At 38.4% G+C, this 20,981-nt stretch carries 16 protein-coding genes, 4 tRNA genes and 1 riboswitch; of the genes, 12 read left to right on the forward strand and 8 right to left on the reverse strand.

From position 1 onward, the window contains the following. Entirely contained in the window at nucleotides 1-531 is a 531-nt protein-coding gene (locus L1275_RS05405; RefSeq protein WP_253470604.1) for a 30S ribosomal protein S16, read from the reverse strand. 430 nt (nucleotides 532-961) lie between these two features. On the opposite strand from L1275_RS05405, the gene L1275_RS05410 reads away from it, so the two are divergent. The 7 genes from L1275_RS05410 to L1275_RS05440 all read left to right on the forward strand — a co-directional run bounded on the left by L1275_RS05410 (nucleotide 962) and on the right by L1275_RS05440 (nucleotide 8,012). Further along, nucleotides 962-1,432: a DUF6252 family protein gene (locus tag L1275_RS05410; protein WP_253470606.1), complete on the forward strand. Its 471-nt coding sequence runs from the start codon at nucleotides 962-964 to the stop codon at nucleotides 1,430-1,432. Nucleotides 1,433-1,576: 144 nt separating this feature from the next. Further along, a complete protein-coding gene (gene dnaE / locus L1275_RS05415; RefSeq protein WP_253470608.1) occupies nucleotides 1,577-6,103 on the forward strand; it encodes a DNA polymerase III subunit alpha in 4,527 nt (1,508 codons plus the stop codon). Between the two features lie 73 nt (nucleotides 6,104-6,176). Next, nucleotides 6,177-6,521 carry a thioredoxin gene (trxA, locus tag L1275_RS05420; RefSeq protein ID WP_255555187.1) on the forward strand — a complete coding sequence of 115 codons (345 nt, stop codon included), beginning with the start codon at nucleotides 6,177-6,179 and terminating at the stop codon, nucleotides 6,519-6,521. 637 nt (nucleotides 6,522-7,158) lie between these two features. After that, nucleotides 7,159-7,232, forward strand: a tRNA-Asp gene (locus tag L1275_RS05425). A 222-nt stretch (nucleotides 7,233-7,454) separates the two neighbouring features. After that, a tRNA-Asp gene (locus L1275_RS05430) sits at nucleotides 7,455-7,531 on the forward strand. Between the two features lie 208 nt (nucleotides 7,532-7,739). Beyond that, nucleotides 7,740-7,816: transfer RNA gene (locus L1275_RS05435), tRNA-Asp, on the forward strand. Between the two features lie 119 nt (nucleotides 7,817-7,935). Continuing rightward, a tRNA-Asp gene (locus L1275_RS05440) sits at nucleotides 7,936-8,012 on the forward strand. 362 nt (nucleotides 8,013-8,374) lie between these two features. Here L1275_RS05440 and L1275_RS05445 read toward each other — a convergent pair. The 5 genes from L1275_RS05445 to L1275_RS05465 all read right to left on the reverse strand — a co-directional run bounded on the left by L1275_RS05445 (nucleotide 8,375) and on the right by L1275_RS05465 (nucleotide 15,072). Beyond that, complete coding sequence (locus tag L1275_RS05445) at nucleotides 8,375-9,514, reverse strand: DUF4465 domain-containing protein (protein WP_253470610.1); 1,140 nt, start codon at nucleotides 9,512-9,514, stop codon at nucleotides 8,375-8,377. Between the two features lie 81 nt (nucleotides 9,515-9,595). Then, the gene (locus L1275_RS05450; RefSeq protein WP_253470612.1) at nucleotides 9,596-10,711 is read right to left on the reverse strand and encodes a DUF4465 domain-containing protein; all 1,116 of its coding nucleotides are present in this window, start codon (nucleotides 10,709-10,711) and stop codon (nucleotides 9,596-9,598) included. A 17-nt stretch (nucleotides 10,712-10,728) separates the two neighbouring features. Next, on the reverse strand, nucleotides 10,729-11,736 hold the full coding sequence (locus L1275_RS05455) for a PKD domain-containing protein (protein ID WP_253470614.1): 1,008 nt from the start codon (nucleotides 11,734-11,736) through the stop codon (nucleotides 10,729-10,731). A gap of 62 nt (nucleotides 11,737-11,798) precedes the next feature. Next, nucleotides 11,799-12,944, reverse strand: coding sequence for a DUF5074 domain-containing protein (locus L1275_RS05460; protein WP_253470616.1), 1,146 nt, complete (start codon nucleotides 12,942-12,944; stop codon nucleotides 11,799-11,801). A gap of 79 nt (nucleotides 12,945-13,023) precedes the next feature. Further along, a complete protein-coding gene (locus L1275_RS05465; protein ID WP_253470618.1) occupies nucleotides 13,024-15,072 on the reverse strand; it encodes a TonB-dependent receptor in 2,049 nt (682 codons plus the stop codon). A 114-nt stretch (nucleotides 15,073-15,186) separates the two neighbouring features. Further along, a riboswitch (cobalamin riboswitch) is annotated at nucleotides 15,187-15,383 on the reverse strand. Nucleotides 15,384-15,553: 170 nt separating this feature from the next. On the opposite strand from L1275_RS05465, the gene L1275_RS05470 reads away from it, so the two are divergent. Then, nucleotides 15,554-16,447: a DMT family transporter gene (locus L1275_RS05470; protein WP_253470620.1), complete on the forward strand. Its 894-nt coding sequence runs from the start codon at nucleotides 15,554-15,556 to the stop codon at nucleotides 16,445-16,447. Nucleotides 16,448-16,471: 24 nt separating this feature from the next. Here the strand turns inward: L1275_RS05470 and L1275_RS05475 are convergent, their stop codons facing one another. Further along, nucleotides 16,472-16,972: a DUF456 domain-containing protein gene (locus L1275_RS05475; RefSeq protein ID WP_253470622.1), complete on the reverse strand. Its 501-nt coding sequence runs from the start codon at nucleotides 16,970-16,972 to the stop codon at nucleotides 16,472-16,474. Nucleotides 16,973-17,021: 49 nt separating this feature from the next. On the opposite strand from L1275_RS05475, the gene L1275_RS05480 reads away from it, so the two are divergent. Next, nucleotides 17,022-17,501: a hypothetical protein gene (locus tag L1275_RS05480; protein WP_253470624.1), complete on the forward strand. Its 480-nt coding sequence runs from the start codon at nucleotides 17,022-17,024 to the stop codon at nucleotides 17,499-17,501. Here the strand turns inward: L1275_RS05480 and L1275_RS05485 are convergent, their stop codons facing one another. Beyond that, nucleotides 17,502-18,485: a hypothetical protein gene (locus L1275_RS05485; RefSeq protein ID WP_253470626.1), complete on the reverse strand. Its 984-nt coding sequence runs from the start codon at nucleotides 18,483-18,485 to the stop codon at nucleotides 17,502-17,504. A 15-nt stretch (nucleotides 18,486-18,500) separates the two neighbouring features. Here L1275_RS05485 and ruvC point away from each other — a divergent pair, with 15 nt between their 5' ends. From ruvC to L1275_RS05500, 3 genes are read left to right on the forward strand one after another with little or no spacing between them, the layout of a single operon-like run. Beyond that, a complete protein-coding gene (ruvC, locus tag L1275_RS05490; protein WP_253470628.1) occupies nucleotides 18,501-19,055 on the forward strand; it encodes a crossover junction endodeoxyribonuclease RuvC in 555 nt (184 codons plus the stop codon). After that, a complete protein-coding gene (gene hemW, locus L1275_RS05495) occupies nucleotides 19,056-20,189 on the forward strand; it encodes a radical SAM family heme chaperone HemW (RefSeq protein WP_253470630.1) in 1,134 nt (377 codons plus the stop codon). Nucleotides 20,190-20,194: 5 nt separating this feature from the next. Then, nucleotides 20,195-20,962 carry a cyclase family protein gene (locus L1275_RS05500; protein WP_253470632.1) on the forward strand — a complete coding sequence of 256 codons (768 nt, stop codon included), beginning with the start codon at nucleotides 20,195-20,197 and terminating at the stop codon, nucleotides 20,960-20,962. The last annotated feature ends 19 nt before the right edge of the window (nucleotides 20,963-20,981 follow it).

Below are 20,981 nucleotides of genomic sequence, written 5' to 3' on the forward strand. Positions count from 1 at the left end.
TTAAGCTTGAGTTTCTTCGTTGTTTTCTTCTGCTACTTCAGCTTCTGGAGCAACAGTTTCTTCTACAACAGCAGCAGCTAAAGCTTCTTTTGCAGCAGCAACACGTTTTGCGTTTACTTCTTTCTCAGCAGCGATTGCTTTTGCTTTCACATCAGCTTTGTTTGAAGATAAACCGTCTTTTTTAGAAGTGATTTTGTTGTCTTTTTCTGCCAACCAAGCTGCGAATTTCGCGTCTGCTTGCTCTTGAGTTAAAGCTCCTTTTCTAATACCACCTTCTAAATGGTGTTTTAACAATACTCCTTTGTAAGAAAGAATTGCTTTTGCAGTATCTGTAGGTTGTGCACCATTGTTCAACCATTTTACAGCACTGTCAACATTGATGTCAATAGTTGCAGGATTCGTGTTTGGATTGTAAGTACCGATTTTCTCTAAGTATTTACCATCTCTTTTTGAGCGCGCATCAGCAGCAACTACCCAGTAAAAAGGTTTTCCTTTTTTACCGTGTCTTTGTAATCTAATTTTTACAGACATAATCTAATTGTGATTAAATTGAGGTTCCCGACCTCGGTTAATTAAGGCGCAAAGATAATTCTTTTTTTGAAAACTAGATTTTATTAGTGCTAAATTATACCGTCTTTTTGGAAATCAGTAATTTATAGGTGTTTTCTATGGATTTATTAAAACAAAAAGGGGTGATTAAAAACGGTAATGGCTGGATTGATTGTGATGGAGAACAGGTTATTCTGAATGTTTTTTATATAAATATCGCGGTAACTTCAATAAAAACCCCTATTATTGTTTATATATTAAGGTCTGTTGTCGTTAACTTGATGATTTCACATAGGCTTAATATGAATTTTTTAGGCAATTGTTAAAAGTTAATATTTTATTAAAATAAGTTATGATATTAATTTTTAAAAAGTTATTTTTGTTTCCAAATGGATTAAGAGACCAATTAGTTATGAAAAAAATAATCTTTATACTGGCACTTTCGTTAGGATTGATGGCTTGTGAAAATGATGTTAAGTTTAATAATCCGGCTTTTGAGGCGGAAAAAAATTATACCGCTCCGTGGAAAGCTAATGAGTTTAGTGCTTCGGTTAACCAAGGTGTTATTGTTATCACCGCTACAGATGGTGTTGAGACCCTAGTGTTGAGAACAGCAGCCTATGATTTTGGAGGTAAATATGAAATGGGTATTATTGAAAGTAATAGAGCCAAATTGGTTCAGGTTTTCGAAGATGGGAAACAAAATATCTTTGAAACTGGAGTTAATGTTGGTAGTGGATATATCGAATATGCGCCTATAGAAGATCAAGTTCCCGGTACGATCACTGGTAAGTTTGTCCTTTCACTTAAAGGAGAAAAAGATGCTAGTGTGACTTTCCAGAAAGGTGTTTTCTATCGTGTTCCTATGGAAGAGGCGAAATAAAAGTAAAGTTTAATTTATTTTTCAACTAAGGCTGCTTTATTTTTAAAGCGGCCTTTTTTTTAACCCAATTTTAGATTTTAAAACGGTAACTTTGAATTTCTCTTTTTTTTAAAAGATCCAAGTCTAATCCTCAGATAATAAGTTATGTATTTAATTTTTGATACCGAAACTACCGGTCTTCCAAAGAGTTGGTCGGCGCCATTAACCGATACGGACAACTGGCCAAGGTGTATTCAAATCGCCTGGCAATTGCACGATGAGATGGGGAATATGGTTGAGCATCAAGATTATTTGATTAAACCAGAAGGGTTTAATATTCCTTATGATGCCGAACGTATTCATGGTATTTCAACGGAACTAGCCATGGAGCAAGGTATTCCCTTGGCGGATGCTCTGGGGAAGTTCAATAAGGCTTTGAATAGAGCAAAATTTCTGGTTGGACAAAATGTCGGTTTTGATGTTAATATCATGGGATGTGAATTTCATAGGTTGCAAACAGCAAGTCCGATGTTATCGATGCCAGTTTTGGATACTTGTACCGAAGTAACCGCTCAGTTGTTAAAACTACCTGGCGGACGTGGAGGGAAATTTAAACTGCCTACCTTAACAGAATTACACTCCTATTTGTTTGGTGAAGCTTTCGCTGAAGCGCATAATGCTACTGCCGATGTGGAGGCAACGACACGTTGTTTTTTGGAATTGGTTAAGCGTGACAATTATTCTACGGAAGAATTGCAGGCCGATCCTACCTATTTAAAAAGATATAAGGAAGCGCACCCAGAACCTTTCCAAAAGGTAGGGCTTAAACATATCAACTTACAAAAAGCTTCGGAAGATATTCGGAAGCGCTTGGCAAAAATGCAATCGGTTTCCAGTGATGTATTGGTTTCCGATGAGGATAAAAAGCGTTTTGCCGCAGCTAAATTTGCACATTTACACAACCATACTCAATTTTCGATTTTACAATCGACCATTTCGATTCCAGCCTTGGTGAAATCAGCAGCAAAATACAATATGCCTGCGGTTTCGATGACCGATCACGGAAATATGATGGGGGCTTTTTTGTTTGTTAAAACCGTTTCAGATCACAATAAAGGGGTTGAAGCGAAGAACAAGGAATTGGTTGAAAATGGTGAATCACCTTTAGAATTGATTAAACCGATAGTTGGTTGTGAATTTTTTGTCTGTGAGGATCATACCGATAAAAAAAGAAAAGACAACGGTTATCAAATTGTACTTTTTGCAAAGAATAAGAAAGGGTATCACAATTTGGCAAAGATGTCGTCAATAGCGTACACAGATGGTTTTTATTATGTGCCGCGAATTGATAAAAAAGTGATTCAACAATATAAAGAAGATATTATTGTCTTGTCGGGAAATCTATCGGGAGAGGTGCCTAATAAGGTATTGAATCTCGGTGAAAAGCAAGCAGAGGAAGCTTTGCTGTGGTGGAAAGAGGAATTCGAAGATGATTTTTACATTGAATTAATGCGTCACAACCAAGAGGATGAGAATCGCGTTAATCAAACTTTAATCGATTTGGCTCGTAAACACGAGGTAAAATTGATAGCTACCAACAATACCTATTATATTAATAAGGAAGATGCTAATGCGCACGATATTTTATTATGTGTAAAGGAGGGTGAGAAACAGGCTACGCCGATTGGGCGGGGTCGTGGTTATCGTTACGGTATGCCGAATCAGGAGTATTACTTTAAGTCTCAAGAAGAGATGAAGGAGGCTTTTACAGATGTACCTGATGCGATTTATAATATCGAGGAAATCATTGATAAAGTAGAACCCTTTGTGTTGCATCGGGATGTATTGCTACCGAAATTCGATATTCCTCAAGAATTTGTACATGCGGAAGATGATTTGGGAGATGGGCAGGGCAAGCGCGGTGAAAATAGTTTTCTAAAGCACTTGACTTATCAAGGCGCGGAGCGCAGGTATAAAGAGATCACAGAAGAGATTAGAGAGCGACTCGATTTTGAGTTGGCTACGATAGAGCGTACGGGATATCCGGGATATTTCTTGATTGTGCAAGATTTTATTGCTGCAGCACGAGCGATGGGTGTCTCTGTGGGACCAGGAAGGGGGTCTGCAGCGGGATCTGCGGTGGCCTATTGTTTGGGGATTACCAATTTGGATCCCATTGCATACGATTTGCTTTTTGAGCGTTTCCTTAATCCGGATAGGGTTTCGATGCCTGATATCGATATTGACTTTGATGATGAAGGTCGAGGTCGTGTAATGGATTATGTAATCGATAAATACGGAGCCAATCAAGTAGCTCAAATTATCACTTATGGTAAAATGGCGACTAAGTCAGCTATTCGAGATACGGCTCGAGTTTTGGATTTGCCGTTGTTTGAGGCCGATCGAATAGCAAAGTTGATTCCGGCTATGATGCCGTCTAAGTGGAATTTAGCTCGATTCTTGTCAGAAGATGAGGCTACGGTTAAAAAAGCTTTGCGTTCGGAAGAATTTGATAAGGTTAAAGAGTTGATTGCTATCGCTAATGAATCGTCTCTTGCGGGAGAAACGATACAGCAAGCGAAAATATTAGAAGGTTCGATGCGTAATACGGGAATTCACGCTTGTGGAGTAATTATTACTCCAGATGATATTACCAAATTCGTACCGGTTACTACGGCAAAGGATTCGGATCTGTATGTAACGCAATTTGATAATGCCGTTGCGGAAAGTGCCGGACTTTTAAAGATGGACTTCTTGGGGTTAAAGACCCTGACCTTAATTAAAGATACGATAAAATTAGTAAAATATAGAACGGGAATAGAGATTGATGCCGATGAGATTCCGATTGATGATGTCAAGACTTACGAATTGTTTCAAAGAGGAGAAACGGTCGGGGTGTTTCAGTATGAGTCGCCCGGGATGCAGAAGTATATGCGCGAATTAAAACCGACGGTTTTTGCTGATTTAATTGCGATGAATGCCTTGTATAGACCGGGGCCTTTGGAGTATATACCGTCCTTTATTCGTCGTAAAAATGGGGAAGAGCCTATTGTTTACGATTTAGATGCCTTGGAGGAATATTTGAAAGAGACTTATGGAATTACGGTTTATCAGGAACAGGTAATGCTTTTGTCGCAAAAATTAGCTGGATTCACCAAAGGTGAGGCCGACGTTTTGCGTAAGGCAATGGGTAAAAAACAAATCGAGGTTTTGGATAAGATGAAGCCAAAATTTGTTGAACAAGCTGCATTGAATGGTCATGATCCTGTTATTTTAGAAAAGATCTGGAAAGACTGGGAGGCCTTTGCTTCCTATGCCTTTAATAAGTCTCACTCGACGTGTTATGCGTGGATTGCTTATCAAACGGCCTATTTGAAAGCGCATTACCCAGCGGAATATATGGCTGCGGTTTTGTCTAATAATATGAACGACATCAAACAAGTGACCTTCTTTATGGAGGAATGTCGTAGAATGGGCTTAAAAGTATTGGGACCTGATGTCAATGAGTCCTTTTATAAGTTTACGGTAAATGATGACTATGCTGTTCGATTTGGAATGGGAGCGATAAAAGGAGTGGGTGCTGGTGCGGTAAATACTATTGTAGAGTGTCGCAAAGACGGGGATTATCGATCTATTTTTGATTTGGCCAAACGCATTGATTTAAGAGCGGCTAATAAAAAGGCTTTTGAAAATTTGGCTTTAGCCGGTGGTTTTGACTGTTTTGAGGGAACGTTGCGAGCGCAATATTTTCATACCGATGGAGATGTAAGTACGTTTTTGGAGAAAGCCATTCGGTATGGAGCCAAATTTCAGGAAAATGAAAACTCCTCACAGGTGAGTCTTTTTGGAGAAAATAGTGATGTGCAGATTCCAGAACCGGTCATTCCAGAATGCCCAGATTGGAGCACGATGGAAAAATTGGCGAAAGAAAAGGAAGTAGTCGGTATTTATATTTCGGGACACCCACTAGATGATTTTAAATTTGAAATGAAGTACTTCTGTAATGTTAATTTGGAGCAGTTAAAGAATTTGGGCCCCTTAGTCGGGCGTACGGTTTCTTTTGCAGGGATGATTAGTAACGTGCAGTTTAGGACTACGATGAAGGGGAAGGATTGGGCGATGTTTACCGTAGAAGGTTATGACGAAACCTATGAATTTAGAATGTTTAATGAAGAGTTTTTGAAATTCAGGCATTTTTTATTGAACAATCAGTTTGTTTATTTCAAGGTGACTATAAAAGAAGGGTGGATTAAAAATGAAGCCGGAGAGCGAAGTGATCCGCGTTTGCAGTTTTCGGAATTAAAACTATTGCACGATGTAATTCCGACCTATGCAAAAAAATTGATTATTCAAATGAATATCAACGAACTCAAGGACAATCAGATTGAAAAAATCCGAATGTTATTTGATACTTATCAAGGGAATAAAACGGTAACTTTTGAGGTGGTGGAAATTGAGAAGGTACAGCAACGTATTGAAATGGAAGCGATTACTCAGTTGATTCAAGAGGTGGATCCTGATGGTGAGCCGGTATTGGATGTGGATGAATCACAAATAATTATTCCGGAAGTCAAGGAGGAGTTTCGGGTGTTGAATAAGTTAACCATGCCGAGTAGAAATTCTAAAATCGATATTTCAGCCGACTTATTAGAGGAGTTGGAGCAGCTGCAAGTGCACTTTAGGTTGAACTAAATTCGTACTAATAATAGCAGTATAGATAAAAGTAATGGAGAACTAAATTAATTATTCAATTATTTTATTAGATTTGTATAAGAAACAAAAAAATATAACAATGGCTTTAGAAATTACAGACGCTACTTTTGAAGAAGTAGTATTAAAATCAGATAAACCGGTAGTGGTTGATTTTTGGGCAGTATGGTGTGGACCTTGTAAAATGTTAGGTCCCGTTATTGAAGAATTAAGTTCCGATTTTGAAGGTAAAGTCGTAGTTGGTAAGGTAGATGTTGATGCAAATCAAGAATTTGCTGCTAAGTACGGTGTTAGAAACATTCCTACGGTACTTATTTTCCAAAATGGAGAAGTAGTTGGTCGTCAAGTAGGTGTTGCTCCGAAGCAAACTTATATGGATGCTATCAACGGTTTGATATAATCACTTTCAGATTTTAAATAAAAAGAGCCCTCCATTCGGAGGGCTCTTTTTATTTGGGGTATTCAGTAAGTTTAGATTATGGTTACTAATAGAGGTGCTTAGTGTTGTTTTTTTGTAAAGATGGGAGTTGATGCTTCTTAAGGCATTTCAGGCTCTCTTATGTCTTTATATACGCGTATGGCTTTGTGTTTTTGTAGATGATCTCCTTTTTTATTGGGAAGATGTTTTTACGGAACTTTTTGTTGTTTGGGTTATTTGTTGTTTTATGTAATGGTGATCGTCTTTAGAAAAGAAGCTATTAAGTACAATAGGGTAAAAATATGTTGAAGGCGGTAAGGATTTTAATCGATGTTGAAAAGAATTGGGGGTAGAGCATTACATCTATGTTATGTGGGTTTTGCCAGTAGTGGCTTGTGAAAATCTTATTTTTATAAATCGCGCAATAAAGCCGAAATTATTTTTATTTTTTTTTAGGGGGCAGAGATCGGTAATTAATAAAAAAATCAAAAAAATATCGATTTCTATTAGGTTGAGGGTCATTGGTGTTATAAAAAAGCTTTGAAAAAGATTGATATTTTTGCTCTCAAAGTTTGCGTAGTTCCAAAATGGTTGTATATTTGCACCGCATTAGAGCAATGGTTTGGTAGTTCAGTTGGTTAGAATACATGCCTGTCACGCATGGGGTCGCGGGTTCGAGTCCCGTCCAGACCGCTAAAAAGCAAAGAGGATGTCTCTCAACGTGAGAGACTTTTTTTACCTCTTAAAAAATATAAAGAAAGTTGTGTTGTTCGGTACGCAAGTACCTGGTTTAGTAGTTAGACCAATGAAAAGCTTTCCGTGATTGGAGGGCTTTTTTATACGCACTTCGAGTTTTATATTTTTAGGTCTTTTCCTTCTAATGAGTAATATTTTTTTTGGTTAATAATAATTACTGGTTTGGTAGTTCAGTTGGTTAGAATACATGCCTGTCACGCATGGGGTCGCGGGTTCGAGTCCCGTCCAGACCGCCAGTACAAAGAAAGCCTCTCATTTATGAGAGGCTTTTTTTGCCCTAATAAAAATAGGGATAAGATTAGTTGTGTTGTTATGGTACGCAAGTGCCAGGTTTAGTAGTTAGACCGATGAAAAGCTTTCCGTAAGGGAGGCTTTTTTATTAAATTTGACAGGGTTTGCATACAAAGGTTGTTGATCATCGCATAGAGATGATAAGGTTATACTGGTTTGGTAGTTCAGTTGGTTAGAATACATGCCTGTCACGCATGGGGTCGCGGGTTCGAGTCCCGTCCAGACCGCCAGTTTAGAAAAAGAGTTGCAGCTTGCTTCTTTTTTTTGTCATGAGTAAATATTATATTAAAAATGAATGCTGTTAAGTATTACCGTTTTTAATAATCCTATCGGGAAAAAAAGTTATGCTGGTTTGGTAGTTCAGTTGGTTAGAATACATGCCTGTCACGCATGGGGTCGCGGGTTCGAGTCCCGTCCAGACCGCCAGTAAAAAAAAGCCGCTCATTATGAGCGGCTTTTTTTATGCCAATAAAATACCTCAACATACGATGTTGAATACCTATAACTTGTTTTCTAGAAATGAGCAGTAATGCTAAGTTCAAAGTTGTGATAGGTTTGGTTGTGGATAGTAACTACAACGCGTTGCCAGAATCACTCTAAAGCCACGATAAGCCGTTTATACAAACTTTGAAGTGTGAAGGCAGGTATCGCGAGGGAGTTGTGGTTTTTATCGAATGTAAGCTGCAAGTATGCTTTAAAAAAGCCGTTCTCATTGGAAAGCTTTAGTAAAAATACAAAAAGCGACTATCGGGTAGATAATCGCTTTTATAATGACTTATGGTTAAACCTTATTTGACTATTTTTTCCACGGTCAATTGATCCATGGTGAAATACAAAGCCGTGTTAGCACCCCATTGACCTACATCAGTGGTTTCTAAGAAGAATAATAAGTATTCTACTTCACCTAAAGAGGATAAGTCTACTTGATTCCAATCTTTTGAAATCGTTCCAACTTGTTCTCTAAAATCCACAAAATAATGAGTTACAGGTTTTTCAGCTGAAAGTACACCTGCCTTGTTTACTCCGTAAATATGGATAGCAAAAAAGTCTCCTTTTTTAAATTTGCGCGCATAAGCATCGCCATTTAATATACCGTAGTATGGCCATGGGCTGATTGCTAAGGATACGCTTTTCGCTAAGTATTGGTTTTGATCATCTGTGATTTTTACCGTACTAGAAAAACGATCTACCGCAATTTTTTGCCCTTGCTGAAGTAAACTCGCGTTGGGTTTATGATCGGCAAAAGATACGAGAAAAGGACTTCCTTTGCCTTTAACGCCGCCTTGTGGCATGGTTCCCCATTGGTTCTGCAACCAACCGTCTTCGCTGTTTATTTGATCGCTATTATCCTGACTGTTTGAAACGGTGAACCCCATCCAAGTATAATATTCTGGAAAAGCTATATGGTTAAATTGAAAGATACCAGCATGTAGTTCTGCATCTTCTTCAAAAGTTCCCTTCCAGATTTTACCTCCAGCCGTTGCTTGTCCGTCACTTAAATTAAATAACGATAGATCCAAACTAATTAGTTCAGGCTTAACTTCTGGTTCAGTGGGTACTTCTGGAGTATCGTCAGCTACTACTTTAAAGATATAGGTATAATGACGTTGACGACCGTTTTCAACCGCTCTTAACGCTATTTTTTGTTCGCCTACTTTTGCAAAAGTATAGGTAAAAGAATTTTCTTCGGAAATAAGCTTTTGGTCAGCATACCAAAAAAATTTAGTATTCTCTGCAAAAGTATTTTTAGGTGTGAAATAAAAAGGTTTTGTCGCGATGGGTGATTCTTCCGAACGTATTATTTGTTCGATATCTGTAGGTATACTAGAATCGTCGTTGCTACAAGAGTTGAAACCCAATCCTATAAAAAGCAATAGGGTTAGGCTATAGAATAAGTTTCTTGTTTTTGAGGAAATACTCATATTCATTGTTGGTAAAATTTAGGTTTGATATAATATGAAAACAAAGGGGTTTGATAACCCTTTGTTTTATTAATTGTAAAAAAGGAGTTATTTAATGATCTTCTCTACAGTCAATTGATCCATACAGAAATATACTGCGGTATTTGGACCAACACTTGGGGAGGAATCGGTAGATTCTAATTGGAAGAAAATGTATTTTACTTCTCCAAGAGTTTTTAAATCTACTTTTTCCCATGCCTGAGACATTTGGAGTTTGTCTCCTCTGAAATCAGCTAAATAATGTGTTACTACCTCTGGTTTTACTTTGTTGTCTTTATCCACTCCATGAACGGTAATTTTAAAGGTATCTCCTTTGACAAATGGACGCGCAAATCCGTCTCCGTATAGATTTCCATAATAAGGCCAAGGATGGTTGGCGATTTGAACACTAGTTGCTTTAAAGGAATGATTTCCATCTTCAATTTTAACCCAGTTTGAGTATTTTTTTTCGTCGAAAACACCTTCTTCAGCATTCCAGTCTTTATCGTAATAACCCCAGTATCCAACGATGTAAGGTGTTCCTTTGCCCTTAACTCCACCTTGAGCCATATTCCCCCATTGGTAGTTTAACCAGCCTGCAGAGCCACCACCTTCAGCGTGGTTTACATTGCCTGTGCTATTGGATACTGTAAATCCATCCCAGTAATTCCACGATTCATTTCCAGTGTGGGAAAAAGTGAAAATTTGAGAAGAAAATTTAGCTGTTTCTGAATAGGTTTCTTGCCAGTAAAAACCACCAGCAGTAGGGATTCCTTTAGAAAGGTCAAATTTTGTTAAGTCTAAAGTGATGTACTGCGGTTCGTCTTTAGCAATAACTTTAAAGATATAAGTGTAGTGACGTTGGATTCCGTTTTCAATAGCACGCAGTCCAATTTTGTATTCACCAACTTTTGGGAAAGTATGGGTAAAAGTACCCTCCTCAGATATTAAGGTTTGATCGTTATACCAGTAAAATTTAGTGTTTTCTGGAAAGGTGTTTTTAGGCGTAAAATGATAAGGTACCGTTGCAATAGGATTGTCTTCTACGCGAATGATCTGTTCGTGATCGGTAGGAATACCGGAATCATCATTGCTACAAGAGTTTAAACCCAGTCCCAAGAAAAGGAAAAGCGTTAAACAATATAGCATTTTGTTTTTGGGTGATGTTAGTGTAAAGTGCTTCATATTTAAATTAGTATTGATTATTTTCTAGTTGGTATCGCTTGTTTAAGTAGGTGCAGATCTTCGACGCCAAACACTTCTGTAGAGACCTCACCCAGCCAGCCGGATTCTTGGTTGGTTCCCGTGTATATTTTAATAAAATCAACGCCCGGTAAGTCTACGCGGTTTCCGGATTTATCAACTGCCCAAGAGATGTCAATTGCGGACTCATCGTCTTTATTTGGCGCGTTGTCGGCATAGCCATAAGCGAAACTATATTGTACCCAATACGATCCGTTACCACTTTCGTCTATAGCGTTGTTCGGTAGTAAAGTTCCCTTAAAGGTAATTCGATCAGCGGTTATCCATTCCGGATAATAACTTTGATTGTGAAAGCTGTTTTTGGTTTTATATCCAGAATTACCTTGGTTGTCCTCCCACTTGATGTATTGAGTATCCGTAGCCCAGCTTGCTAGAGGATCTGGTACAGGACTTTTGTTGGTGTCGGGTTTGAAATAAGTGATTTCGTAGTTTTTAATCGTTTTAGGATTCTGATGTTCACTACCCGCTATTTCGTACCATTCGTCTGCATCTGGAACGCCATTTTTGTTAAAATCGTAGGCAACCATAATAACTCCAGGTTCACTGCTTCCGCCGCGTTCTTCCGCATTGCTGTTTGGATTGCTGTTTGCCCAAAAGGCATTGCCTAAAACTCGAAAGTCTCTTAAGCCCGCAACGTTGGCAATGGTGTGATCAAAACCCACTACGATATAACCTCCGAATCCACCAAGGCTTACACCGCTTCCTTTTGCTCCAACGACAGAGGATTGAGCTTTTTGAATCATGCGCTCACGACTATCTCCTGCTTCGTATTTCGGTAACATATTGGTGAATTGACCCACTGCAGGAGCGAAATCAAGAACTCGAGTTACATAAGGGGTGCCTTCGTTTTCCTTTTCTGGATTGGAATCATCACTGGATGAACAACTCGAAAGAAAGGCTAAGGCTATACAAGCTGTGACTGTTTTGTAATTAAAAAATGATTTCATAAGTTGATTGTTTTTGTTTTTCATTATTTTTTATCGCATCGTACTGTTGGCATGGTGCGATTTTATTTGTTTTTTTTATGGACAAAGGCAAAATGTGCCGGAATGTTTCCACCGGTGGTTTTCCATTTTAATATACCCTCAGGAGAATAGCAGTAAACAAAACCCGTTACGAGATAGTCTTGTGCATCGGTAATAAATATTTCTTTGGTTTCTGGATTAACAGCTATGCCATAGGGGATCAGTATGTTTTTCTCAGTGCCGTCTTTAATAATTCTGTCCGATATCACTTTTTTGGTCTTTGTATCCAATATACCGTAGTTGACGGTGTTCTTGCCAGAAGTATGTTTAAAGGACACGCTGTAATAGTATAAACTGTCGCCTTGAATGGTCATTTCACTAACGGGTATGTCGAGTTTTTGTTTGACCAGATCTGTTTTCGAATCGATTACATAGAGATTGGGCTCGGCAATGTAATAATCACCTCTAGAGCTGACATAGATATCGCCTCTTTTGTCGACTTGCAAACGATGCAGATTGATGGCTACTTCGATTTTTTTTAGTAAACTAAACGTATTTAGGTCAACGACAGCCACTGTGGTATCGTAATTGGGTACGCGGTAACCTCCTGAATTAGCGACATACAATTTGTTGTTTTGTACAACCATTTCCTCGGGTTGATAGCCTACCGAAACCTGACGTGTGACTTTAAGCGAGGTGGTGTCGATTTCCGCAACAAATCCAACTTCTGCATTGGGATTGATTTCAACCGGTCCGGAATAAGAGCTGACATAGGCCTTGCCGTTGTGAAAGGTCATATAACGACAATTTGGTATGTTGATTCTCTCTATATGAACACCCGTAGCTACATCAAATACTTCTATATAATTAGAAACATTAATAACGGCATAAGCTTTACTGCCGTAGATTTTGATGTCGTTACCCACATCGCCCAGTTCCTTAACTACATTCGGATTGCGTTCTGAATAAATATCTCGGGTATAAAGACCCGTAGCGTAGTCGAAATAATCAATCGTAGCTCGATTCATACCCATATTTCCCTCATTAAGTAGGTAAAAACCTTCTACGGTTCCGCCTAATCGGGGAGCAGCAACCTGATTGGAATCTGACAGGTAAATGGTCTCATCTTTTCTGCACGAACTCAAAAGTAGTACGCATAAAAGAAGGCTGTATAATATTTGCTTTGTCATGTATTTTTATTTTATAATCAGCCATTTCATGGCCGTATTCTTTTCGATGTTTTCTCTGTCTATTTCAGTGTCCAGTGTTTTAAAGTTCTAAGCTTAAAATAAAACGAAAGTTTCTTCCCGGCATAGGGTAGTTGGTGACTACCTCATACTGTTGGTTTAATATATTATTCGCTTCAGCACTTATTCTAAAGCGATAGGTGTTGATGGTCAGTTCTTTTTGAAGTGATAGATCGTGCGTGTACCACGGTTGTACTTCATTTCGAGCGATATTATTCATAGCACCGTCATATCGTTTTCCTACATATACAAAACTGTAGTTCAATCCCCAGTTTTTATAGTCTAATCCGACAATCGCTGAGCCGGAATGCCAAGGAGCATAGGGGATTTGATCGCCATAGGCAGACAGTTTTATGTCGTTGATAGTGGTGTGGTTTTTGGACTGAGTAAACTCATAATTGATGTTGGTTGTAAGCTGAAGTGTGCCTAGACTGATAGTGGTTCCAAAACCGGTTTCCAAACCGTACCCCTCAGTCTGTCCCAAATTGGTCATCATCCATCTAAACATACTTCCAGTTGGTGCGGCAATGATTTTATCTTTGACATTCATATAATAGGTTTCCAATTTAAGGTTCACCGATTTTAGATGTGGTCCATTAATTGGAATGTGATATTGAGCTCCGAGGTTAACCTGATTGGTAAATTCAGGTTTTAGATTGGCATCGCCTATTTGCGTATAATACAAATCGTTGAAAGTAGGCATTCGAAAGATGTTTTTATAGAAGGTGTGGATGATAAAGTCTCTTTTTTGCCAAGGTTTGTAACTCAAAAACAAGGCTGGCGAAAACACACTTCGATCTGGTGCCTGTAAGTTATTGCGAACCTTTTCTTTGGTGAAAGTGCCCAAAACACTAGCTTGAGCTTTGAAGGATCCCAAATTTAAGGATGTGGCCAAAGCACTGATAAAAGACATGCGTTCGGGGTAAGTAAATAAGGTTCCGATTCCCTCACGAGTAGCGTTGAGCTTGTTGTATTGTAGATCGGTGGCAAGCGATACTTCCCATTCTGGAGTTATTTTATAAAGGTTGACAGCAGATAGATAGAAATCTTGCTGGTAATAACTGTTGTCCACCTGTAGGTTTTTGGTGACTTGGTTTTCGAAAAACTCTATACTGTCTCGCGCCATATAACGCGTATAATCGTAGGCGAATTTTCCTTTGATCTGAAACTGATATCGATCGGTTACGAATTGTGTTAACTCCGCTTGAGCCATGACGTTTTTATCCCAACTGCGTTCTCCTGTTTGCCAATTGTTTTTGACGATGGCTCCAGGTAATCCCCTTTCCGAATCGTAATAATACAGTTGCCCTTTCCAACTTCCGTTAGTCGTTTTACCGTATAGACCAGCCTCTATTCTAAAGGCATCTATATCTCCATTGCGACGCGTTGCCGTAGTGTCGTAAGCAACGGTTTTGTCTAAATTTAGACGTTTATATCTAAACGAGTATTCGCCATTGGAATGCAGGTATTCTGCACTCAGACTAGCCGATATCTGATCGCTAACTCGTTGTTCTAAACGAAAAGAGGGATTGGTTAATTGGATGGAGGCGAATTTGTAACGAGCGGTTAAATTGGTTTTCTTACCTTCCTCAAAATGAGGGGTTTTGGAATTGATGTAAACCGCAGTAGCCGATGCAAATTCTTTAGCCGATTGAAAAATGGTACTGCGTTGTCCGTTGTAAAGTTGTAACATCTCAATGTCGTCCAACGAGAATTTCCCTAAATCGACGATGCCGTTTTGTGCATTTCCGACCGCAACTCCATTGTAGAATACACCAACGTGGTGGGTTCCCATATTTCGAACATCGATGGTTTTTAAACCTCCGATACCGCCATAATCTTTTATTTTTACTCCTGAAAAATACCGTAATGCATCTGCTACGGTGTGAGCATTTAAACGTTTTAACTCTTTGCCGCTTAACTGTTGTACGGGAATCAAATCTTTATATGGGGTGATCTCGATGACTACGGGACTCAATTCTTTTGATAATTCTTTAGTGTCTTGAGCAATTAGCGAAGACACAGAGAATAGGGCTAAGACAAATAGGTAAAAGATTCTATTAAAATGCATTTCTTTTTTTTGTTATTCATCAGTAAATTGCTTGGAGAGTAAAGAGTTATACATAGCAATTGCTTTTCTTGAAAAAAGAAATTCATGGTAACTAAGCCTTATTCCCGAAAGCTTGAAACGAGTTGTGCAATTGGCAGGTATTCTGACTTGTTCCTTTTTAAACGTCCTTCCCATCGGTTAAACAGTGGACCTAAATGTCTAAAAAACAATATGGAACTTACAGCAGCGGGTCTGTTCAGGATTTTCACCTGATTCCCTTTTTAATTACGAACTGATAGCCAGTTCTATAAACCAATATTTTTGCAAAGATAGTTAAATATTATATAACAAATTAAGTCGCTAAAAGTTGAGAATTTATATGAATGCTTGTTTTTCTAAATTTAGAGTATAAATCATGCTTAAAGTAGTTAATATTGATATAAATTTTTAGCTATTGGTGCTTAAATGGTTTATTTTCATATTTTTGCGCCAAAAATAAAATATGAATCAGCCACGTTTAGCCTTGCTTATAGGGATTATTTGTATCTCGATTTTTCCGGTATTGGTTCGGTTAAATCTAGTGCCGAGTCTGAGTTCTGCTTTTTACCGTATGGCTATAGCTAGTGTTGTTCTTGTACCTTATGCCATTTTTAGTGGTCATTTTAAGCGTTATAGTGCAAAGTTAATGGGCATGATGATCTTGGCGGGTGTGATATTCGGTTCAGATGTTGCTGTTTGGAATATAGCCATCGTCGGGTCGTCTGCTACTCAGGCTACGCTATTGACCAATTTGTCACCAGTATGGGTGGGAATAGGTAGTTATTTTATTTTAAAAATTAAACCGACGCCCAATTTTTGGTGGGGCACATTATTGGCTCTTATAGGCATGGTGGTTTTAGTGGGAGTTGAAGTGTTTGTTGAGTTTCGTTTTGATCAAGCATTTGTGTTTGGAGTATTGTCTGGTGTTTTCTATGCCAGTTATATGCTGCTGAGTAAACGCATATTGGAAGAAGTTCCGGTGGTTACTTTTATGACTTTTAGTTTGCTGTCATCGTCCGTGTATTTGGGTATTTGGTGCTTGGTTAGTGGTGAGCCGTTGACGGGTTTCTCTAATTTAGGTTGGGGAATTCTAGTGATTCAAGGTCTTGTTTGTCAATTGTTAGCCTGGCTCCTAATCAGTTTTGCTACCAAACACATGCGCGCTACTCGCGTTTCACTGAGCTTGTTGAGTCAAGCCTTGCTAGCGTCCCTATTGGCATGGGTGTTTTTGAATGAAGAAATTAATTTACAGATGATTTTTGGAGGTTTAATTGTTTTAGTAGGAATAGCGATTACGTTTTTTGATACGACTGGCAGTTCTTTTGAGCGCTTTAAAAAGCGCAAATTGAAGAGTTAAATCGAGTTGTAAATAGCGCATTTTCTAAAACAAGACATTCCAATGCTTGATAACAACATGAATATAGATACCCAAAAATACCACACCCACTACAAATTGGATAAACGTAGAGGTTAAAAATCCGATAAAAGAACCCGTTGCAGCTTTGAAAGCTCTGCGGATGTTTTTCGAATCGAAGAGAAGTTCGCCGAGTAAAGCACCTATAAAAGGGCCAATGATAAAGCCTAAGGGGATAGGAGCGATTAGACCAACGATTAGCCCGATATTGGTTCCCCAAATGCCGTATTTACTACCGCCAAAGCGTTTGGTGCCCTGTGCGGGAATTACATAGTCGAGAATCAATAAAACCAAAGTGACTAATAGGGAAATGCCGAGTACCCAGTAATTGATTTCAATTGAGGGGGTTAAGTATAAGATTAACAAACCAAACCAGCTTAGTGGAGCACCAGGTAATAGTGGAAGTATACTTCCCAACAAACCCGCTATGATTAAAATCAGGCTGAGGCTCAATAGTATATATTCCATCTCTTATTTTTTTGTATTTTTGAAGAATAAAAGTACGACTTTATTATTTATGAAGAAATTTTATCCCTTATACCTTCTTTTCTTATTAATGAGTGCATGTGGGTGGTCGGATAAAAAAGTCCCAGACGGCAAGGCGTTGTTAAAAGAAGAACTCGAAAAGATAGACTGGACTCAAGTCGATGCTTATCCCAGCGTAGAGCTTTGCGATTCCTTGTTGAATGAGTCGCAGCGCAAACAGTGTTTCTTTGATTATATGACGATACACTTACAAGAGAAATTAATGTTGGATTCCTTAACATCTAAACATCCGAAAATCGATACTATAGAAATTCGAATTACGGTGTTTCCAGATGCGCATGTTATATTCGAACCGGTATACGTCAGTGATAGCCTGAAGTTTAGATCACGCGAAATCGATAGTCTGTTACAAGTTAGATTGGTTGATTTTCCAGAAATTAGTCCAGCTATAAAACGTGGGATACCAGTGAAAACACAGTTTGTTTTACCGCTGATAATCAAAGAGGAATAATTATCTTTTTAGACGGAAACGCAATACAAAGTAGCTGCCGATTAAGACCGGAATTACAATATTTAAAAACCAGATTAGAGCGGCAACTAAAGCGACAATCCAAGCATTGACTCCCAGCAAACTGAATATATACAGTGCAATACTTCCCTTGATGGCAAATTCCAGAAATTGGAAGTTCGGTAGAGAGGAGGCTAGTAAATAAATAAAAGAGATACTGCATAGCAGTTCGTAATAAGGCAGGTCAACACCAAATAAGCGGTAAAGTATGATGTACTGATGCATCAAAGCCAAATATCTCAGAAAGGATAAAAACAAATTTTTCCGATGTATCTCCATGGGAATTTTACGAATCTCTGTCATTAACCAGCGCAGTGAATAACCTTTGATCGTGACGTTGCGTAAGGTATAAATTAAAAGCAAAACCATTGCGATCACGCCCATGATCATTCCAATGACTTGATTCGAGGTGATCTGATAGATAAAATGCAGGGAAAGGGCTCCAATGGCTCCAAATGTGATTCCGTAAATGACTTGAGTCCCGTTGCAAATCACGTTTAAAAACAATATTTGTCCGGCATCTTTTCTGGGGAAGTAAAGTACTTTTCCAGCATATTCACCAATTCCATTTGGAGTGAATAAGCCGAGGGTTAATGCGCTTAAAACCTGTTTAGTGGATTCCGCAAGACTGATTTTTTGCACAACAGCCGCTAAATTTTGCCATTTTAGAATTTCGATAAAGCGATTGGCGAAAGTTAATAGCAGTACACTGAGCAGGTACCAAATGTTTTTTGGGTCGTTGATCATGGGGATCAAAACCTTGAAATCGACTGCTTTATCATTGGATAGTTGATGATATATGAAATATAAGGCAAAACCAACCACTAATATTTTGATCAGAAGTACTAGGAATTGCTTAGTTTTGTCAGATACGAATTTCATCACCGCAAAGTAAACATAATTTTTTTGTGAAATAGAATTCTCCATTAAAAACTAATTAAATTGACAACAGAACGCATCATCTTAGGAATTGATCCAGGAACTACTATTATGGGGTTTGGATTGATAAAGATCGTCCAAAAGAAAATGGAGTTTATACAATTGAATGAGCTTCAGTTGTCTAAATACGACGACCATTATACCAAGTTGCGTCATATATTTGATCGAACCATAGAGTTAATCGAAACCCATCATCCGGATGAAATTGCTATCGAAGCACCTTTTTTTGGCAAAAATGTACAGTCGATGCTTAAATTAGGCCGCGCTCAAGGAGTGGCTATGGCGGCAGGACTGTCTAGAGACATTCCAATCACGGAATACGAACCCAAAAAGATTAAAATGGCGATTACTGGTAACGGAAATGCCAGTAAGGAACAGGTAGCTAAAATGTTGCAACAACTCTTAAATTTAAAGGAGTTGCCGAAAAATCTAGATAGTACAGATGGTCTGGCAGCAGCTGTTTGTCATTTCTTTAATTCCAGTAAAGTAACCGTGGGTAAAAATTATACCGGTTGGGACGCCTTTGTCAAACAAAATCAAGATCGAGTAAAAAAATAAATGGCAGGAATTTATATACACATTCCGTTTTGCAAGCAAGCTTGTTATTATTGTGATTTTCATTTTTCAACTTCTCTAAAGAAAAAAGATGAAATGATCGTGGCAATTTTAGATGAATTGTTAATGAGACGTTCTGAAGTGGGTGAAGAGCCAATCGAAACCATTTACTTCGGTGGTGGTACTCCAAGTCTTTTAGAGGCATCAGAACTCAATCGAATACTAGCTTTTATTGCAGATCATTTTGAAGTAATCGAGCATCCTGAAATTACCTTGGAGGCAAATCCAGATGATTTGAATGCCGATGCTTTACAGAAGTTGGCTCAAACTCGAATCAATCGTTTGAGTATTGGTATACAATCGTTTTATGAAGCGGATTTAAAAATGATGAATCGGGCACATAATGCGGATGAGGCATTAAATTGCTTGGTTGAAGCTACTAAATATTTTAAAAACATCTCTATTGATTTGATTTACGGAATTCCTGGTATGACGGAAGCACGTTGGTTACAGAATATAGAAACGGTATTGAGTTTGGGTATTCCGCATATTTCAAGTTACGCTTTAACGGTAGAGCCCAAAACAGCTTTGTATAAAATGATTCAAACGGGTAGTATACCAAAGCCCGATGACGGTGTGGCGCACCAACATTTTTTGTTGCTGATGGATCGTTTAAAAGAGGCGGGTTTTATTCATTATGAATTGTCTAACTTTGGGAAAGAGGGGTATTTTTCGCAAAATAATTCTGCCTATTGGTTGGGTAAGAAATATTTGGGTGTAGGTCCTTCTGCACACAGTTTTGACGGTCAGTCACGCAGTTGGAATATTGCGAACAACGCTTTGTATATCAAAAGTATCCTTGATAAGAAATTGCCTATCGAAAGAGAGGTGTTGTCAGAAGCAGATCGGTATAATGAGTATGTTATGACAGGGCTTCGAACAATCTGGGGCGTGGATCTTGCACGTGTAGAAAACGATTTTGGAGTTCGCTTTAGATCGTATGTTGTAGCCCAGTCCGAGCGTTTTATCGCTGATGGTTTAATGAGCAACGATGTGGGAATTTTAACCATAACAAATAAAGGAAAATTTTTAAGCGATGGAATTGCTGCTGATTTATTTTGGTTAAATTTGAAATAAAAAAATTGAAAGCAAGCATCACCTTTTTAGATAAAAATTACAACGTTGATTTTTCTCAGCCATTAGATATATCGATACCTTTGAGTGCTTCGGAGGATAATCCAATAGCCTGGTATCAAAATATGCCGGAAATCAAGCCTGTGCAAGATGGAGATTGGATTGGAAAGGTCAGTGAAGGGCAATCTTCGACAAATTTTAATAACATTTTTTTTAATCCTCATGCACACGGTACTCATACCGAATGTTTGGGACATATTACATTTGATTTTTACAGTGTCAACCAGCATTTAAAGCAGTTTATGTTTTTGGCGCAATTGATTTCGGTTTCCCCAGTAGTATTTGGTGAAGATCTGGTGATTGGTTTGGCGCAAATAAAAGAACAATGGGTCGATAACCAGCAAACAGCCTTGGTTATTCGAACGCTTCCCAATGAGGAGGTCAAGCTACACCAGAAATACTCCCATGCCAATCCTGCCTATCTAACTGAAGAAGCCGTGGTTTTTTTAAGAGAATCGGGTATTGAACATTTATTGATAGACTTACCCAGTGTGGACAAGGAAAAAGACGGAGGTAAATTAGTTTGCCATAAAGCCTTTTGGAATATTAAAGATGTGGTTAAATTGAATTCAGAAGCGCGATTGGGAGCTACGATTACAGAGATGATTTATGTACCCACTTCAGTGGAAGATGGTAGTTATTTACTCAATCTGCAAATCGCCGCTTTTGAAAATGATGCTTCACCAAGTAAACCGATACTGTATCGCCTCGAGTAGGTTCTCGAGCAGATTTTAT

The sequence above is a fragment of the Flavobacterium sp. HSC-61S13 genome (genome assembly GCF_024171535.1).
Taxonomy (GTDB): domain Bacteria; phylum Bacteroidota; class Bacteroidia; order Flavobacteriales; family Flavobacteriaceae; genus Flavobacterium.

Excerpts from the sequence above, each read along its gene's own strand:
- L1275_RS05405 (WP_253470604.1), bottom strand. The coding sequence starts at position 531 with ATGTCTGTAAAAATTAGATTACAAAGACACGGTAAAAAAGGAAAACCT.
- L1275_RS05410 (WP_253470606.1), top strand. The coding sequence starts at position 962 with ATGAAAAAAATAATCTTTATACTGGCACTTTCGTTAGGATTGATGGCT.
- dnaE (WP_253470608.1), top strand. The coding sequence starts at position 1,577 with ATGTATTTAATTTTTGATACCGAAACTACCGGTCTTCCAAAGAGTTGG.
- L1275_RS05445 (WP_253470610.1), bottom strand. The coding sequence starts at position 9,514 with ATGAATATGAGTATTTCCTCAAAAACAAGAAACTTATTCTATAGCCTA.
- L1275_RS05450 (WP_253470612.1), bottom strand. The coding sequence starts at position 10,711 with ATGAAGCACTTTACACTAACATCACCCAAAAACAAAATGCTATATTGT.
- L1275_RS05455 (WP_253470614.1), bottom strand. The coding sequence starts at position 11,736 with ATGAAATCATTTTTTAATTACAAAACAGTCACAGCTTGTATAGCCTTA.
- L1275_RS05460 (WP_253470616.1), bottom strand. The coding sequence starts at position 12,944 with ATGACAAAGCAAATATTATACAGCCTTCTTTTATGCGTACTACTTTTG.
- L1275_RS05465 (WP_253470618.1), bottom strand. The coding sequence starts at position 15,072 with ATGCATTTTAATAGAATCTTTTACCTATTTGTCTTAGCCCTATTCTCT.
- L1275_RS05470 (WP_253470620.1), top strand. The coding sequence starts at position 15,554 with ATGAATCAGCCACGTTTAGCCTTGCTTATAGGGATTATTTGTATCTCG.
- L1275_RS05475 (WP_253470622.1), bottom strand. The coding sequence starts at position 16,972 with ATGGAATATATACTATTGAGCCTCAGCCTGATTTTAATCATAGCGGGT.
- L1275_RS05480 (WP_253470624.1), top strand. The coding sequence starts at position 17,022 with ATGAAGAAATTTTATCCCTTATACCTTCTTTTCTTATTAATGAGTGCA.
- L1275_RS05485 (WP_253470626.1), bottom strand. The coding sequence starts at position 18,485 with ATGGAGAATTCTATTTCACAAAAAAATTATGTTTACTTTGCGGTGATG.
- hemW (WP_253470630.1), top strand. The coding sequence starts at position 19,056 with ATGGCAGGAATTTATATACACATTCCGTTTTGCAAGCAAGCTTGTTAT.